This window comes from Nannocystis bainbridge, from assembly GCF_028368995.1.
Classification (GTDB): domain Bacteria; phylum Myxococcota_A; class Polyangia; order Nannocystales; family Nannocystaceae; genus Nannocystis; species Nannocystis bainbridge.
In genome coordinates, this window is the sequence record NZ_JAQNDL010000001.1 from 199,393 (window position 1) to 215,944 (window position 16,552).

Sequence of the window (16,552 nt, forward strand, 5' to 3'; positions counted from 1 at the left end):
TCACCACCGGCGCACCCCGACGGCCGCCGCGGACCCGCCCGAAAACCCACGCTCGCACCCGCTGCGAGGGTGCTTTTTTCCGCCAGGCGCGTGTGGTACTGACCTCGGTCAGGATGTCCGGCCACAGCAAATGGTCCACGATTAAGCGCAAGAAGGGGGCGCTCGACGCCCAGCGCGGCAAGATCTTCACCAAGATCGCCCGCGAGATCATGGTCGCCGCGAAGGACGGCGGCGGCGACCCGTCCGGCAACCCGCGCCTGCGCACCGCGCTGCTGGCCGCCCGGGCTGCCAACATGCCCAAGGAGAATCAGGAGCGCGCGATCAAGAAGGGCACCGGCGAGCTCGCCGGCGTCACCTTCGAGAACGTGCTCTACGAGGGCCGCGGCCCCGGCGGCTCGTGCTTCATCGTCGAGGTGTTGACCGACAACAAGAACCGCACCGTCGCGGAGATCCGCACCGCCTTCGGCAAGTCCGGCGGCGAGATGGTGTCGAGCGGCGCGGTCTCGTGGATGTTCGATCACCGCGGCGTGCTCGAGGTCCCCAAGGTCAAGATCAGCGAAGAGGCGCTGATGGAGCGGGCGCTCGGCGCCGGCGGCGAGGACATCCAGGACTGGGGCGAGTCGTGGGCCATCATGTCGTCGCCGAGCGATCTGGCCGGGCTGCAGACCGAGCTCGCCGACCTCGAGCCGGCCGGCGGCGTGCAGTGGATCGCCAAGCCCGAGAACGAGAAGGCGCTCGACGGCGACGTGGCGGTCTCGGTGGCGAAGTTGTGGGCCAAGCTCGACGAGCACGACGACGTGCAGAGCTGCTACACCAACGCCACCTTGCCCGACGAGGTCATGGAGGAGCACGGCCCGTAGGCCGCGGACCCTGTTGACGGGCGCCACGCGGATCCTCGGCGTCGATCCCGGAACTCGGATCGTCGGCTACGGCCTCCTCGATCATCAGATCGGGGCGCGCCCCGTCTATATCGAGTGCGGCGTCATCCGCCTGCGCGCAGAAGATCCGATGGCCGTTCGCCTGTCCGTCCTCGCCCGCACGATCGCCGAGCTCATCGTCGAGTTCGGCCCGCGCGTCCTCTCGCTCGAGGCCGCCTTCCACGGCGTCAACGCCAGCTCCGCGCTCAAGCTCGGCCAGGCCCGCGGCGCCGTCATGGCCGTCGCCGCCGAGCGCGGCCTCGAGGTCGCCGAGTACCCGCCCGCCTACGTCAAGCGCGCCGTCGTCGGCCACGGCCGCGCCAGCAAGCAGGACGTCATGGCGCGCATGCAACTGCTCTTCAACCTGGCGCGCGCCCCCACGGCTGACGCCGCTGACGCCCTCGCCATCGCGCTGTGCCACGCGCACGCGCCCAAGCTGCCCCGGAGGACAGGTCCATGATCGGCTGGTTGTCGGGCATCGTCGTCCATCGCGACCCCAGGCAGGGCGTCGTCGTCCTCAACGTCGGCGGCGTCGGCTACGAGCTGCGCGTCTCGCTGCAGACCCTCGCTGCCGTCGGCGACGCCGACGAGCACTGCGCCCTGTGGGTCCACACGCACGCCCGCGAGGACGCGCTGATGCTGTTCGGCTTCGCCACCCAGGCCGAGAAGCAGCTGTTCTTGCTGCTGACGGCCGTGCCCAAGGTCGGCCCCAAGCACGCCATGGCGGTCCTCGGCGGCTTCCCGCTGGCCGAGCTGGTCGACCACCTCACCCAGGGCCGCGAGATCATGCTGACGAAGATCCCCGGCATCGGCAAGAAGACCGCTGAGCAGATCCTGCTGTCGATCGCCGACAAGGTCGCCGCCTTCGCCGTCGAGCTCGAGGGCGGCCCGCGCAGCACGAGCCCCGCCAAGGCCGAGCCGGAGTCGCCCGCGATCGTCGAGGAGGCCAAGCAGGTGCTGGTCGACCTCGGCTGGCGCGTCAAGGAGGTCGAGCTGGCCCTGGCCAAGCTCACCGCCGGCGGCCCCGTCACCGCCTCGATCGACGACCTGGTCCGCCGCACCCTCGCCCAGCTGATGGAGCGCTGAGCGGCCTGTCCGTGAGAGCATGCCCGTGAGGGCATGCTCTCAGGTACATGTCCGTACGGGCATGTCGTCTCGAACATGCCCTCTCGACCAGGCGCTCGCGTCGCCCCCGAATCTACCTGTCCTTCGGGCCAGCCCTACCCGCCGGCCGTCTGCAGCTCGGCGACGTACCAGTCGCCCCACTCGAGCCGCATCTGCATCACCAGCGTGGCCGGCTGCTTGCCGTCGGGGTCCTGGTTGCGCAGGGTGACGACCGCGTGCGGGGCGTAGGCCCCGGGCACGATCTCGAGCCGCTCGACCGCCAGGCGAGCGCCGCGCTTGAACCGCCCGGTGGCCTCGGCGAACGCGAAGGTGCGGGCGGCGTCGACCGTCTGCAGGCGCATCATCGCCGCGTTCATGGCCGTGTCGGCGTCGCTCTCGGCGAAGAAGCGGGCGCCGACGTAGGCCTGGGCGAACTCGAAGAAGAAGCTGATGACCTGGTCCTTGGACAGCGCGCCCTCGACCCCGAGCGCCTCCATGAAGCCGCGCGTGCCGGTGCGGAGGACGACGTCCTGGACCTTGGAGAACGGCAGCTCCTCGGCGCCCTCGGGCTCGGAGTCGACGATGTCCTCGAGCGCGGCCACGAACTGCTGGACCGCCGCCCGCCCGTCACCCGGCAGCTGCTCGGCGATGGTGGTCATGGTGCGCTGGCGGATCTTGCGGCTGTAGGTCGGCGACATCATGCGCCGCGCGACCTCGAGGTCGCCGCCGTCGAGCGCCTTGAGGAAGCCGCGGGCCCGCTCCGTCGCGCGCGCGCTCTGCTCGGCCGGCGTGTCCATGTCCGGCAGCTCGCTCAGCATCTGCGCCGCCTCGGAGATCGGGATCGCGTAGCCGCCGACGCGGTGCTTCCACGTCCAGCTGACCACCCCGACCACGCGGCCGAAGCGGTCGAGCACCGGCCCGCCGCTCTGCCCGCGACGCACCGCCTGCGACAGCCCGAAGAACGCCCCCGGCCCGACCGCAGGGTTGTAGACCGCGAGCTCGCGGACGTCGCCGGTGCGGGCCACGAACCCGGTCGTCGGCTTGCCGCCTGGACCTGTGGCCTCGTCCTCGCCCGGGCGCGCCAGCAGCAGCACGCGGTCCTTGGCCTGCAGGTAGTCCTCGATCGGCGCCGAGCCGACGGTCGCAAGCGGCAAGGACGGCAGCGGCGCGTCGACGTCGACCTTGATCAGCGCGAGGTCGCGGCTCGGATCGATGTAGACGATGCGGACCGCGGCGAAGCTGCGCGGGGGCTTCAGCGCCGGGAACGTGATGTCCTCGATGTGATCGGCGTCCTCGATCACGTGGCGGTTGGTGATGAGATAGCCGTCGGGGTCGACCACGAACGCGAGGCCGCGGCCGACGTCGGTCGAGATCACCGCGACCGCCGCGGCCCCCTTCTGCGCCACCGCGATGTCCTGGAGGGCGCGCCCGGCCTTGCCGCGCTCCAAATTCACGTCGCCGATCGGGCGGCTGGCACAGCCCAGGGCGACGAGGGCGGCGCACAGCGACAGGATCCGGATCGCAGCAGGCACAACCTCCAGGCTACGGCACGCCCGCGACGCGGGCCAGCCGGAAGCAAATTCCCGTGTGGGCGCGCCCACGGACGCGCTCGCGGCCCGGGCGCGCCGCCGCGCGAGCCCCTGCGTCTGCGCCGGACCACCGCGGCCGAGCCCGCACCCGCCGTCGTCGCGACCGACATGTCACCAGTCCCGAGAGACCTGGCCCAAGAGACAGCATGAATCATGCCCGCGGAGGGCGCGCGGCGAGGTGCGGACCCGCCGTCGCGTCCGCCGATCTAGCGACGCCCGCCGCGAGATCATGAGCCCGCGTTCACGCGGCCCGCAATCGCGGGAAAGCGCCCACGCCTGTCGCTCGTGGCCCACGCGGCGGCGCATGTCCTGCCACACGCGCGCCGCTGGCCGCCGTCGAGTTCGCCGCCGCACCGCTGTGTTAGCGTGCGGTCGGACCTCCATGACTCGCCTCATCGCCTACATCTCGATCCCCTGCGCGCTCGCTCTCGCACCGCTCGCCGCGGCGGCCGATCCCGGTCAACAGACGCTGTTCGGCCAGCCGGTGCAGGCCGCGCCCGAGCTCACCGAGGAGGAGATCGCGGAGCGGCGGGCCGCCTTCGAGAAGTACCTCGACGACAACGACCTCATCCACGCCGGCGGGCTCGTGGTCCCGCGGTCGATGGCCGAGGACGATCTCCAGGCCGGCCCGCGGCCGACCTACGCCTGGGACACCCCGCCGAAGCGCCACACGGTGTTCCTCAACTTCTTCGGCGGCGAGATGACGGGCGGCACCAACTCGGCGTTGATGGAGTCGCCGTGCATTCAGGGCGGCAAGGTCCAGTACCCGCAGTTCCTGCGCTCGGAGCAGGAGGCGCTGGCGATCATCCAGGTGTTCCAGGACGCGATGACCCCGTTCGGCGTGCGCATCGCCTACGAGAAGGCGCCGCCGAAGCACCTGCCGTACAGCATGGTGATGATGGGCGGCAAGCCGGGGGTGATCGGCCTGCCGAACGGCGTGCTCGGCGTCGCCTGCAACCTCGACTGCGGCGACACATGGTGGCGCGACACGACCTTCGCCTTCACCGAGGTCGCCGGCGACATCCAGGTGCTCGGCACCACCGCGCTGCAGGAGGCCGCGCACGCGTGGGGCCTCGACCACATCGACGGCGAGGACAACATCATGTACCCGTACGCCACCTTCGGAAAGAAGGTGTGGGCCGACACCTGCACGCCGTACAACGCGGCTACGGGGCCGATCGGCTGCGAGTACGTGCACGACGAGTTCTGCGGCGAGAACGGCGGGGCGCAGAACGACGTCGCCGAGCTGATGGCGTTCTTCGGCGCCAACTCGGTCGACGACGTGCCGCCGACGGTCACGCTGCTGTCGCCCGCCGACGGCGCTGTGATCGAGCCCGGCACCGACGTCCTCGTCGAGGCCGAGATCAGCGACAACTTCGAGGGCTACGGCTGGCGCATGATGATCCCCGAGGCCGACATCGAGGCGCCCGCCTACTCCGGCGAGAAGGAGTGGTCGATCAAGCCGCCGAAGGGCACCTACACGATCCGCGTCGAGGCGCTCGACCACGACGGCAACATCGGCTTCGCCGAGGCCGTGATCCACGTCGGCGTCGAGCCGGCCGACCCGACCACCGGCGAGCCGACCACCGGCGACACCTCCGACACCGGCGACACCACCGACGGCCCGTCGAGCGAGACCGACACCGAGGGCAACGTCTCGGGCGGCTCCAACGGCACCTCGGCCACCGCCACCGCCACCTCGCCGCTCGATCCCGGCGGCGACGAGAGCGGCTGCAACTGCGTCACCGCGCCTGTCTCTCGCGACATGTCCGTTTGGATGTTCGCGCTCGCCGGCCTCGGCCTCGTTCGCCGGCGCCGCTCCTGACCCCGCGGCCATGCCGCGTCGCCGACGTCCCGGCCGGACCGGAGCCCCGCCCCGGTCCGCGCCGCCGGAGCCGGAGGGCCGGCTGCGCGCCCCGCTGGCCGCGCTGTTCCCCGACGGCCTGCCCTCGCCCCCGCCGCCCCCGCCGCCTGCCCCGCCGCCCCCGCGGCTCGTCAGCGAGCGCGAGCTGATGGCGCGGGCGTTCGCGGCCCTGGCCACCGGCGACGCGCTCGACTTCGAGGCCATGCGCGTGGTCGCAAGCCTGGCCGCTGCGACAGGTCCCAAACGACAGGTCCTTTCGACCAGCCCGTCCGTCGCCGCGAAGCCGACGAAGGCTGCGACGCGAGCCGGCAGCGCGCCGAGCCCCGGCGCCACCACGCTCGCCGCGAACAGTGCCCCCGCGAGCGCCGGCGCCTCCCCTGCCACGACCTCGCCCCCCGCCACGAGCGCCCCCGCCTCGTCCACGGCGACGGACCCCGCCGCCCCTGCCCCACGCGACCCTCAACCGAGCCGGCCGGTGGCCGCGCTGCAGCAGCGCGCCTGGGCCGGCGCCGGCTGGCGCGACGAGCCGGGCCGCTCCCACGATCCCGCCCGCACGGCCGCCGAGTTGGTCGCCCGCGCCCGCCGCGGTCGTCTGCCGACCCTGCGCCTGCGCGGCCTGCGACGCGAGCCCGCCCTCGAGGCGCTGATCGCCTTTGTCACCCGCGAACGCGCCGCCCGCAGCCGCTACGTCCGGATCGTCACCGGCAAGGGCCTCGGCAGCCCCGGCGACCCCGTGCTCAAGGAGACGCTGGCCTTGTGGTGCGCCTCGTCGGCCGGCGAGGCCGACGTCGTCGCCTGGGCCCCCGAGGTCGACGTCCGCGGCGAGTACGGCTCGGTCATCCTCCAGCTGCGCCCGCTCACGTGAGCCCGCCTGCTCCGGTTCGGGCTCCCGCCACCGCTCCCAGGACATGCTCGATCGGCCATGACCTCGAGGACATGCCACTCAAGACATGTTCCTTCGAACATGCCCTCGAGAGCATGTCCTCTACGAGCATGAAGGCTCAGTCGTCGTCGTCGGGCTCGTCGCTGCCGGTCGGCTCGATGCGGACGCGGATCACGTGGCGCGCGTCGGCCTCGAGCACGCCGAAGCGCAGGCCCTCCCACACGAACACCGAGCCGGCGATGGGGATCTGGCCGGCCAGGTAGGTCAGCAGGTCGCCGACGCTGATGACGCCTTCGAGGTCGGGCAGCTCGACGTGCATCCGCTCTTCGACCCGCGTCAGGCTCTCCTGCCCGTCGACGAGCGCCGCGCCGCTCACGTCCGGCACGGGGGTCAGCGGCGCCCGGTCGCTCTCGTCGAAGATCTGGCCGACGATCTGCTCGAGCACGTCCTCGAGGCTGACGATGCCGATCGCATCGCCCGCGTCGTCGACCACGATCGCCAGGTGAACCCGCTGCTCCTTGAACCGCTGCAGCAGGTCATGGAGCCGCATCGTCAGGCTGACGAACACCGGCTGCCGGATCACCCGGGACAGCCGCTCGTCGTCGGCCAGGTCGACCAGCTGCTTGATGTGCAGGATGCCCTTGATGTTGTTGAGCTGGCCCTCGTACACCGGCAGCCGGCTGTGTCCGGAGCGCAGCGCCACCTCGCGCACCTTCGCCACGGACCACGCCAGGTTGACCGCGGTGATCCGGGTGGCCGGGATCATGATGTCGCGGACGATCTTGGCCTCGAAGCGGACGATGCCGGCGAGCAGCATGGCCTGCCCCGGATCGATCGAGCCCTCGCGCTGGCCGACCTGGACGAGGTAGCCGATGTCGTCCGACGTGACCTTGTTGCTGCTCCCCGCGCCGGCCTTGCGCTCGAGTCGCTTGACGATCGCGCCGGTGATCGCGGTGAGCAGCCACAGCGCCGGCGCCATGAGCTTGCTGAGCCCGCGCAGCACCCACAGCGCCGGCAGGGCCAGCCGATCGCTGTAGATCCGGCCGATCGCCTTGGGGGTGATCTCGCCGAGGATCAGCAGCAACACGGTGGTCACGAACACCGCCCCGCCGACCGCCCAGCCGCCCCACGGCCCGCCCTCGAGGTGACGGATCGCCAGCGCCGTCACGACCGCGCCCATCAGCGTGTTGGCGATGTTGTTGCCGACCAGGATGGTCGACAGCACCCGCACCGGCTCGCGCACCCAGAACGCCGCGACCCGGCCCTGCCGCCCCCCGTCCTCGACGAGGCGCTTGGCCTTGTGCACGTCGAGGCTGGTGATCGCGGTCTCCGAGCCGGAGAAGAACATGCTCGCGGCCAGGCACAGGACGACGATCAACAACCCCAGGACATCGGCATCGCTCATCGGCGCGTCCCGCCGAATTTCTCACGAGTCGCGAGAGCCGCGCAAGCGGGCGTCAACGGAAGCACGTACCGGCCTCTTCCGCGAGGAAGCACGCCAGCGCCGCCGTCCGCCGGCGCAAGCTGTCGAGGCTGCACCACTCCTCGGTCTCGTGGAAATATTGCCCGTACGGCCCGAGGCCGTCGACGCACGGCACGCCGTCGGCCGCGAGCAGGTTGGCGTCGGATCCGCCGCCCTGCAGCGGGCACTCGCCGACTCGTAGGCCGCACGCCGCGGCGTAGGGCTCGTAGACCCCGCGCAGCCGCTGGCTCGCCGCTGTCGCCTCCATCGGCGGGCGCGTGATGCCGCCGGTGATCTCGACCACGACCCCGCGCAGCCGCTCGGGGACGTCCACCAACCCGGCGAACGGATCGCGCTGCAGCGCCTGCAGGAACCCCGCCACGCGCTCGGCGTCGGCCACGGTCTCGAAGCGCGCGTCGATCTGGCACTTGGCGCTCGCCGGCACCGTGTTCTTGGCCGTGCCGCCCTCGATGAGCCCGACGTTGAGGGTGACGCCGCGCGCGTAGTCGGTGAGCCGCTCGACGCGATCGACCAGCAGCGCGAGCGCGTGGATGGCGTTGACGCCCTTGTGATGGTTGTTGCCCGCGTGCGCCGCCTTGCCGCGGACCGTGATCGTGTAAAGCCCGCCGCCCTTGCGCCGGGTGACGATGGTGTCGCCCTCGCGACCCGACTCGAACACCAGCGCGCCCGTCAGCCGCGGCGCCAGCTCGCGGTACATCACCGCGCTGCTGGGCGAGCCGACCTCCTCGTCGCTGACGACGATGAAGCGCACCGGCACCCCGCGGCCCGGTGCGACCGTTCGCAGCGCCCGCAGGGCGAAGATCACCGAGGTCAGCCCCGACTTCATGTCGAGCACGCCCGGGCCGCGGGCGACGTCGCCGTCGCGGCGGAAGTTGAGGAACCCGAGCGAGCGCGGGAACACGGTGTCGATGTGCCCGACCAACGCCAGCGACGGGCCGTCGCCCACGCTCGGATCGGCGTAGATCCGGTGGTCGGCGAACCTGGCCGAAGGGTCCTGCACTTTGGTACAGGTGAGTCCGACGGCCGCGGCCGCCTCGTCGAGCGCCGCGGCCGCGATCTCGACATCGTCGCGGGCGTAGGTGTGGCTCGGGAGATCGACCAGGCGCTGCAGCAGCGGCACCTGGTCGGTCTCGAAGGCGGCGTCGACGGCAGCGCGCAGGCTGGCGCCGAGGAGTGGGTCGCGCATGGCCCGCGAGTGTAGCAGCGTCACCCGACCAGCACGGTGCCGACGCTGCCCGGCGCGGCCGCCTCGGCCTGCAGCGCGCCCGCGTTGGCGCCGAGGATGTGCACTGCGCCGATCCCGAGGGCCAGGTTGGCCAGCGCCTCCTCGACCTTCGGGATCATGCCGCCGACGATCCCCTTCATCTCGATCGCGCCGCGGGCCTCGGCCGCGCTGAGGCGGGCGATCCGCGTGCTCGGGTCGTCCTTGTCGCGCAGCACCCCCGGCACGCCGGTCATGAGGAACAGGTGATCGACCTTCAGCGCGCCCGCGATCGCCGACGACACCGTGTCGGCGTTGATGTTGAAGACCGGGCAGGTGGAGCCCTCGGTGTCGAGCCCGACGCCGAGCGTGTTGATCACCGGCGTGTAACCGCCGGCCCACAGGTGCTCGATGAGCGCGGTGCGGATCTCGACGACGTCGCCGACCAGACCGAAGTCGACCAGCTCCTCGTCGCCGCCGCTGACGCGCGTGGGCGGACGTCGGCGCGCCGTCACCAGCCCCGCGCTCACGCCCGAGATCCCGAGCGCGCCGCCGAGCCCGGCCGCGAGCGCGGCCGCGACGACGTCGACCGAGAGCTCGCCGGCGAGCACGTACTTCATCACCTGCAGGGTCGCCGCGTCGGTGACCCGACGGCCGCCGACCTTGACGGGCTGCAGCCCGAGCCGCTCCTGCAGCGCGTTGGCCTGCGGCCCGCCGCCGTGGCAGATGGCGAACTTCCAGCCGGCCGCGGTGAGCCGGGCGACGTCGCCGAGCACCGCCGCGAGGGCGGACGCGTCGGCGATGACTTCGCCGCCGAACTTGAGGACCGCCGTCGTCATGGCCACAGCCCCGGGGCGTCGATGCCGGCCGTCTCCGCGAGCCCGAGCATCAGGTTCATCGACTGCACCGCCTGCCCTGCCCCGCCCTTGACGAGGTTGTCGAGCGCGGTGACCACCGCCAGCTGGCGCTGACCGGTCGCCGGATCGACCTGTCCCAAAGTCCAGGACAGGTCGACGTACATGCTGCCCTTGATCGCCACCACCTCGGCGCCGACCTTGCTGCCGAGCACGCGCACGAACGGGGCATCGCGGTAGTACTCGCCGAACAGCGCCTTGACATCGAGGTCGCCCGGCACCGAGATGATGGTGGTCGCCAGGATCCCGCGCACCAGCGGCGCCGAGACTGGCACGAATGCCAGCGAGAACGCCTCCCCGTGGCCGCCCGCCGCGTCGCGCAGGGCCTGCTCGATCTCCGGCGTGTGCTGGTGGTTCAACACCTTGTACGTCTTGAGGTTGCCGGCGCGCAGCGGGTGGTGCGTGCCGATCTGCGCGTAGGCCCCCGAGCCGGACGAGCCGGTCATCGCCACGGTGTGGATGGGTCCGCGCAGCAGCCCCGCGTGGGCCAGCGGCAGCAGACCGAGCGCGATCGCGGTGGCGAAGCAGCCCGGCGAGGCGACCCGACGGGCCTCGCGGATCGCCGCCTTGTGCAGCTCCGGCAGGCCGTAGGCCCACGTGCCGAGGTGCTCGGGGTGCGGGTGAACGTCGCCGTAGAAGGTCTTGTAGTCGTCCTTGTTGCGCAGGCGAAAGTCGCCCGACAGGTCGATCACCCGCGCCGGCACGTCGGCGAGCTCGCCGGCCATGGTCGCGCTGACCTTGTGCGGCAGCGCCAGGAACACCACATCGACATCGCGGGCGGCCTCGGCCGCGGGGATGTTCTCGAACACCAGGCCGGTCTTCGGCAGGTTGCGGTGCACCGCCTCGAGCGGCTCCCCGACCTGGTCGATGCTGGTCACCCGGACCAGGTCGACGCCGGGGTGCCAACGAAGTAACCGGATCAGCTCGGCGCCGCCGTAGCCAGTTCCGCCAATAATCGTCACGCGTGGCCGCGAATTCGTGGACATGGGCTCTGTGCGGGACTTCCTAGCAGATGCCCGGGACCCGCGCGATGTCCGGCCTCGCCCGCGCACGACATCGCTGTCATGGCCTGTCGCGGCGGCCGGCGGGCCAGGACTGACAGCGGTGTCATACCGGCGCGGTGCGGGCCCGCTCATGACAACCTGTCATCAATGATCTCGACGACTTGCCAACCTGGCTCGTGACCTGCACTCAGGGTCGGTGTCGCCGGAATGACGCCGTCGACCCTACTTACCTTAGCTCTTCTGCTTGGCCTTCTTTAGCTTCCTGCCTTACGTCGCTTATCGCTTGGCTTCGGCTTCTTCTGACTTGAACCTTCGCGCTCAACTTACCCGCTTCTCCTAACGTATCGAGTCGTTTGAGCTTGTCGCGCTTCGCTTGGTCGGTGCAGTAGCAACTTCTTAGATCTGGGGGGGGACCCGGGATGCTTTGGTCGGCATCTCGGGTTCTCGATTTTAAGCCCCCGAACGCCAGGCTCGCGGACCTCAGCACCAGCCAGGCTCAGCCCCGCGGCTCAGTGCAGGTGGTCGTCGGGCTCGATCACGTGGTCGGCCAGCCGCTCGACCTGGTCGCGTCCGAGCAGCCCCTGCAGCGCCGATTCGAGCTCGGCGCGCCCGGGTTCACCTGTCCCGAGGGCCAGGTGTGAAGCCGCGACCGCGAAATGCCCGCGCACCCCGCAGCGCTCGCCGAACGGCATCGCGTGGACCGCGGGCGCCCAGCCGTCGCGCGCCAGGCGCTCGTGGTCGGCCCGGATCGGCCCGCCACACCGCGGACACACGAGCTCGCCCTGGGCCTCGCCGCGCCACAGTGTGATCAACGGATCGCGCCCGCCCGGCCGCGCGCCCGACCACCAGCGCGAGTCGAACGGCAGCACGCCCGCCAGCTCGCGCGGGAGCAGCCCCTCGGCCCGGAACCACGCGGCGCTGAGGTAGTACGCCGGGGCCTGCCGCTGCTCCTGCTCGCGGGCCTCGACGAACAGCGACGGCCGCTCGAAGTGCGGGTCGACCGACCACGAGGCCTCGAGCCGCTCGCGCATCGGCCCGCCCATGCGCGTGAAGCGATGACCGACGACCACGCGCGTGAGGCGGTCGGCGAACACCCACAGCACGTTGCTGAGCTTGTGCCAGGGGTCGATGTTGAGGTCGCAGACCTTGAGCTTGTCGCACGCGAGCCCCTCGCGCGCGCGCCAGACCGACACCAGCTTGAGCTCGATGCGGTCCTCCCAGTCGAGGTGATCGAGGCCGTCGTGCGGCTCGAGGCCGAAGTGCCACTGCAGCGCGCTGCCGAACCGCCCGCGTGAGCCGCGAGGCGCGACCAACTCGGCGGCTGGCCCCAAAGCCAGGCCGCGCGCGTGCTCGGCCAGCGCCTCGAGGTAGGCGCAGCGCAGCAGCGGCGCGTCGCGCCCGTGCGGCGGGTGGCGGAGCGGCAGCCGCATCGCCGGGACCGGACTACTTCGCCTCGGGCGCGGGCGCGGGCGCGGGAGCGGCCTCGGGCGCGGGCGCAGGCGCGGCGTCAGCCGGCTTGACCTCGGGCTTCGCGTCGACCTTCTTGCCGTCGACGGTCTTCGCCTCGGACTTGGTGTCCTCTTCCTTCTTCTTGCCCGGCTGCTCGGCGCACGCGGCGGTAAAACCGAGACACAGGGCCAACAGGGTCCAGGTGAGACGCTTCATGCCGGCAAGCTAGCACTCCGCGTCACGCGGCGGAAGTACGCGCTGGATCGGCACCGGACGGCCGCGGTCGTCGACCTGCACGTAGACCAGCTCGGCGGTGGTGACCTCGACGCTGCGCCCGCCGATCGGCTCTTGCGCCTCGACCCGTACGCGGATGGTCAGCGAACTCGAGCCGACGTCGGTGACCTCGGCGAACAGGCTGACGATGTCGCCGACGTGCACCGGCTCCTTGAACACGACCTCGCGGACCGCCACCGTAACGACCTTGCGCGCGCCGATGGCGTGGGCCGCGACCGCCCCGGCCTGGTCGAGCAAGCTGAGGATGTGACCGCCGAAGATCGTGCCGTGCGCGTTGGTGTCGCGCGGCATCATCATGACCCGAATCGCGGGCTGCATGAGGCGGACGATGCGCCAAACGGCGCCGATTGTCACGCGGACGGGCGCCCGACGGCGCGCTGGATGGCGGCGTGGATCGTGTCGGCGTCGGCGTAGTCGGGGCAGTAGCTGAGCGCTGGATCTCGCTCCGACAGCGCGCGGAAGCGCCGCTCCTCCGCGCCGAAGTCGTACGACAGGATCACCGGCCCGCGGAAGCCGGCGTCGCGCAGGGCCCGGAGCACGAACAGGCCCTGGTTGTCCTGCTGGAACGCGCGCGCGCGGGCGACGTCGCCGTTGAAGCGGGCCGTCAGCGCCACGAGGTCGCCGAGCAGCGCCTCGATCGGCGTGCGGTCGAAGCGCATGTCGAGGTACACGAGGTCCGGCTGCAACGACGCCAGCAGCGCGCACGCCTGCTCGCCGCTCTTGGCCTGCGTGTAGCGGATCCCCCGCGACACGAAGGTCGAGAGGTTGGTCAGATATTCGTCCCCGTCCTCGACGACGAGGACCTTGATCTCGCTCATGGCCCCTCCTCCACGGTGAAGAACCGCAGCACGACGGCCTTCTGCCAGCCGCGCTCGGGTTCGACGGCGATCGAGCCGTCGTAGCGCGACAGGAGGTCGGCGGTGATGCCCATGCCGCGCTCGACGTAGCGACCGCGGAGCATCTCGTTGCTGAGCTGCTCGGTCGAGCGATCCTTGATGCGGATCGCCAGCGTCGACAAACCAGTGATCTCGTCCATCTCGGTGACGAGGTCGATGCCGAGGGCGATCGGCTTCGGCCCGTACAGCACGCTCGACTGCAGCGAGTTGCGCAGCACGTTGGTGACGATGTCCTCGAGGTCGCTGTGGAACACGCGGATCTTGGCGCCCTCGCCGTCGATCTGCGGCTCGGCGATCTGGACCGTGGCGAACTGCGGCTCGGCGACCACCTGGGCGAAGATCTCACGGATCGTGGCCGGATCGACGGCGACGATGCACAGCGAACGGATGACGCCCGACAGCTCCTCGAACGCCTTGCGGCCGAGGACGTGGCCGCTGCGACCGAGCCGGCGCGCCCACTCCAGCTTGAGCGCGTGACGCTCGCGGCTCGGCGCCCGCTGCAGGCCCTCGAGCCCGCGCAGGTCCTCGAAGGCGGCGATCATGGCGCTGAAGATCGGGTCCTTGCGGTAGAGGTTGAGGTTGATGTTGTGGCTGCGGCCGACCTTCTGCAGCTCGTCGACGTAGCCGAGGAAGCGCCCATGGATCCCGCGCTCGCGCAGCGAGACGCGGCCCGGAACCGGGGTGGCCTCGTTGCGATCGCGCGGGGCGCCGAACAGGCGGGCGGCGACGACGGCGGTGCGCGCCTCGGCGTCGGGCTCGTCCATCTCGAGCGCGCGGCCGACGTCGGCCAGGAAGGAGGTGTTGTGCTTGAGGATCTCGTGGCGAATGAGGCTCAAGATCCGCGCGACCTCGGGGAAGCTCTTCGGCGCCCGCTCGAGCATCTGCGTCAGCGAGGCGCCGCGCAGCCGGCGATAGACCTGCCACGCCGGGATCGCCACCAGCAGCAGCGCGAGCGCCCCGGCGCCGAGGTAGATGCGCAGGAAGGTCGCGTCCATGCGATCGCGCAGGCGGTGCGCGGCGTCCCAGTGGAGGTTGTACTCGTCGGCCTCGCGCAAGAACTGGTCGAGCTGCTCCGAGGCCTCGATCAGGTGGTAGTCGTCCCACAGCCGCTTGGCCAGGCGAAAGCGGGCGGTGGCCGATCCGAGCTCGGCGGCGCGGCGCAGGTGCACGGTCGACTGCGCCGGCAGGTCGCCCTCGAGCAGGATGCCGAGCCGCTCGTGGACCTCCATCTGCTCCTCGGCGAGCGCGAGGCTCTGCTCCCAGAACTGACGCGCGTCGCCGGTGCGGCCCTGGGCGTACACGACCTTGGCGAGCTCGTTGTAGACGACCGGCTCGCTGCGAAACCGCTCGCGCGCGCGCTGCAGGATCTTCTCGGCCTGGTTGAGGTCGCCTTCTTCGGAGACGCGCAGGTAGGCCTCGTTGATCATGCGCTGCAGCGAGGGATCGAGCCGCTGCAAGTTGTCGGGCGGCTCGTTGAGGTAGAGCGGCTCTTCGGGGCTGACCTCCTGCGTGAGGTCCTTCAGCGCGCGCTCGGCCTGCGGACGATCGGGGTCGTCGTCGGGCGCGGTGCGGAGGAACCGCTCATAGTGCCGCCGCGCGGCCTCGCGGTTCTCGCGGGCGTTGAGCTCGCCGAGCAAGATGTGGAGGTGATGCAGGTCGGGCCGCAGCAGCAGCGCCTTCTCGAGGTGCTCGATGGCCCGCACGTCCTCGGCGCCGGCGAACTGCTTCTTGTAGACGAGGCCGAGAGCCATGTGCGCCTCGTAGTCGAAGCGATCCATGCGCACGGCGAGCTTGAGCTGATCGACGGCCTTGGGGATCCGGCCCTTGCGGGCGTAGATGACGCCGAGGGTGTAGTGCGCCTTGGGGTACCACGGCGAGTTCTCGATCGCGACCAGCAGGTCGCGCTCGGCGGCGTCGAGGTCGCCGCCGCGCATCGAGGTGAGCGCGCGCCGGTAGCTCTGCTCGGCGAACTCGCTCGGCCGCCCGCCCTGCTCCTTCTCGAGCTTGTTGAGCTCGACCTGCAGCCGCAGCTCGTCGACCTGCTCCTTGGCCCGCTTGGCCAGCGGAGTACCCGGGTAGGCGCCGCTGAGCTCCTCGTTGATGGCGATCGCGGCCTCGATGTCGTTCTGCTCGAGCAGCAGGTCGGCCTGCAACCGCAGGGCGTCGGCGCCCGGCTTGCGCCCGCCGGCGACGCACTCGCGGCGGTAGAGGTCGAGCTGCTTGAGCGCCGCCTCGCGCTGGCTGTCGCGCTCGCGGGTCGAGGCGGCCTTCTCGGCCTGGCGGTTGAGCAAGGCGGCGACGGTGAAGCGGATCTCCGGCGGCCGACCCTCGGTGCGCGGGTCCTGCTCGGCGATCTCGAGCGCGAGGTTGAGGCGCTCGTCGTCGTAGCGCTCCTCGCAGCGGCCCATCCACTCGACGAGGGTGCGCCGCTCGGCCAGCCACAAGCCGCGCGGGTCGTAGGTGCGCAGCAGCTTGAGGTCGTCGATCGCCCGCCGCGGGCAGGTGTTCTCGCGCGCGCGACGGGCCCGCAAGTAGGCCCGCCCGCGCAGCGCCCCGGGGTCGCCGGGCTGGAGCTTGAGCGCGTTGTTGTACTCGCGCAGGGCGTCGTCCGCCCGCCCCTCGCGCTCGAGCCGGGTGGCCCGGCTCATGCTGATGTCGAACTGCTCCATCCGCTGCTCGGGGGTCAGCCCGCCGGGCTCGTCGAAGCCGGCGCTGTCGTCCTCGGGTGGCAGCGGCAGCTCGGCCAGCGGGTCGTAGACCGGCTTGATGGTGCTCTCTTCGGCCTTGCCGGGCTTCTTGACGGCCTTGCTGGCGGTCGGGGCGGGCGCGGCCGCGGCGAGGCTCGGGCTGGCGATGAGGACATGTGCGAAGAGACATGCCCCAAGGAGCCTTGCCGATCGGACATGTCCCTTGCGCATGGTCGCTGGCGCGCCCGGGTGACGGGGCCCGGTCAG

At 71.4% G+C, this 16,552-nt stretch carries 15 protein-coding genes; 5 read left to right on the forward strand and 10 right to left on the reverse strand.

The features are described 5' to 3' along the window. The first annotated feature begins 113 nt into the window (after positions 1–113). From POL25_RS00795 to ruvA, 3 genes are read left to right on the forward strand one after another with little or no spacing between them, the layout of a single operon-like run. The gene (locus POL25_RS00795; protein WP_272083736.1) at positions 114–860 is read left to right on the forward strand and encodes a YebC/PmpR family DNA-binding transcriptional regulator; all 747 of its coding nucleotides are present in this window, start codon (positions 114–116) and stop codon (positions 858–860) included. 13 nt (positions 861–873) lie between these two features. Then, complete coding sequence (gene ruvC, locus POL25_RS00800) at positions 874–1,377, forward strand: crossover junction endodeoxyribonuclease RuvC (RefSeq protein WP_272083738.1); 504 nt, start codon at positions 874–876, stop codon at positions 1,375–1,377. Next, positions 1,374–2,003: a Holliday junction branch migration protein RuvA gene (gene ruvA / locus POL25_RS00805; RefSeq protein WP_272083739.1), complete on the forward strand. Its 630-nt coding sequence runs from the start codon at positions 1,374–1,376 to the stop codon at positions 2,001–2,003. The genes ruvC and ruvA overlap by 4 nt, the downstream gene beginning before the upstream one ends. Before the next feature lie 134 nt (positions 2,004–2,137). On the opposite strand, the gene POL25_RS00810 is transcribed toward ruvA, so the two are convergent. Then, positions 2,138–3,553 carry a S1C family serine protease gene (locus POL25_RS00810; RefSeq protein WP_272083740.1) on the reverse strand — a complete coding sequence of 472 codons (1,416 nt, stop codon included), beginning with the start codon at positions 3,551–3,553 and terminating at the stop codon, positions 2,138–2,140. Positions 3,554–3,992: 439 nt separating this feature from the next. Here POL25_RS00810 and POL25_RS00815 point away from each other — a divergent pair, with 439 nt between their 5' ends. Together POL25_RS00815 and POL25_RS00820 are read left to right on the forward strand one after the other, a co-directional pair. After that, positions 3,993–5,435 (forward strand): MYXO-CTERM sorting domain-containing protein, encoded by a 1,443-nt coding sequence (locus tag POL25_RS00815; protein ID WP_272083741.1) that lies wholly within the window; start codon positions 3,993–3,995, stop codon positions 5,433–5,435. A gap of 10 nt (positions 5,436–5,445) precedes the next feature. Further along, on the forward strand, positions 5,446–6,339 hold the full coding sequence (locus POL25_RS00820; RefSeq protein ID WP_272083743.1) for a Smr/MutS family protein: 894 nt from the start codon (positions 5,446–5,448) through the stop codon (positions 6,337–6,339). Positions 6,340–6,475: 136 nt separating this feature from the next. Here the strand turns inward: POL25_RS00820 and POL25_RS00825 are convergent, their stop codons facing one another. The 9 genes from POL25_RS00825 to POL25_RS00865 form a co-directional block, all read right to left on the reverse strand. Further along, positions 6,476–7,762: a hemolysin family protein gene (locus POL25_RS00825; RefSeq protein ID WP_272083744.1), complete on the reverse strand. Its 1,287-nt coding sequence runs from the start codon at positions 7,760–7,762 to the stop codon at positions 6,476–6,478. Positions 7,763–7,814: 52 nt separating this feature from the next. After that, on the reverse strand, positions 7,815–9,026 hold the full coding sequence (locus tag POL25_RS00830) for a M20/M25/M40 family metallo-hydrolase (protein ID WP_272083746.1): 1,212 nt from the start codon (positions 9,024–9,026) through the stop codon (positions 7,815–7,817). Positions 9,027–9,046: 20 nt separating this feature from the next. Beyond that, complete coding sequence (gene argB, locus POL25_RS00835; RefSeq protein ID WP_272083747.1) at positions 9,047–9,880, reverse strand: acetylglutamate kinase; 834 nt, start codon at positions 9,878–9,880, stop codon at positions 9,047–9,049. Continuing rightward, positions 9,877–10,917 carry an N-acetyl-gamma-glutamyl-phosphate reductase gene (gene argC, locus POL25_RS00840; protein WP_272083749.1) on the reverse strand — a complete coding sequence of 347 codons (1,041 nt, stop codon included), beginning with the start codon at positions 10,915–10,917 and terminating at the stop codon, positions 9,877–9,879. The genes argB and argC overlap by 4 nt, the downstream gene beginning before the upstream one ends. Positions 10,918–11,468: 551 nt before the next feature. Continuing rightward, complete coding sequence (locus POL25_RS00845) at positions 11,469–12,389, reverse strand: hypothetical protein (protein ID WP_272083752.1); 921 nt, start codon at positions 12,387–12,389, stop codon at positions 11,469–11,471. Between the two features lie 13 nt (positions 12,390–12,402). Next, entirely contained in the window at positions 12,403–12,624 is a 222-nt protein-coding gene (locus POL25_RS00850) for a hypothetical protein (RefSeq protein WP_272083754.1), read from the reverse strand. Between the two features lie 9 nt (positions 12,625–12,633). After that, the gene (locus POL25_RS00855) at positions 12,634–13,020 is read right to left on the reverse strand and encodes an acyl-CoA thioesterase (protein WP_272083757.1); all 387 of its coding nucleotides are present in this window, start codon (positions 13,018–13,020) and stop codon (positions 12,634–12,636) included. Between the two features lie 32 nt (positions 13,021–13,052). Further along, the gene (locus POL25_RS00860; RefSeq protein WP_272083759.1) at positions 13,053–13,520 is read right to left on the reverse strand and encodes a hypothetical protein; all 468 of its coding nucleotides are present in this window, start codon (positions 13,518–13,520) and stop codon (positions 13,053–13,055) included. Then, complete coding sequence (locus POL25_RS00865) at positions 13,517–16,516, reverse strand: tetratricopeptide repeat protein (RefSeq protein WP_272083761.1); 3,000 nt, start codon at positions 16,514–16,516, stop codon at positions 13,517–13,519. Before POL25_RS00865 ends, POL25_RS00860 begins: the two co-directional genes overlap by 4 nt. Between the last annotated feature and the right edge of the window lie 36 nt (positions 16,517–16,552).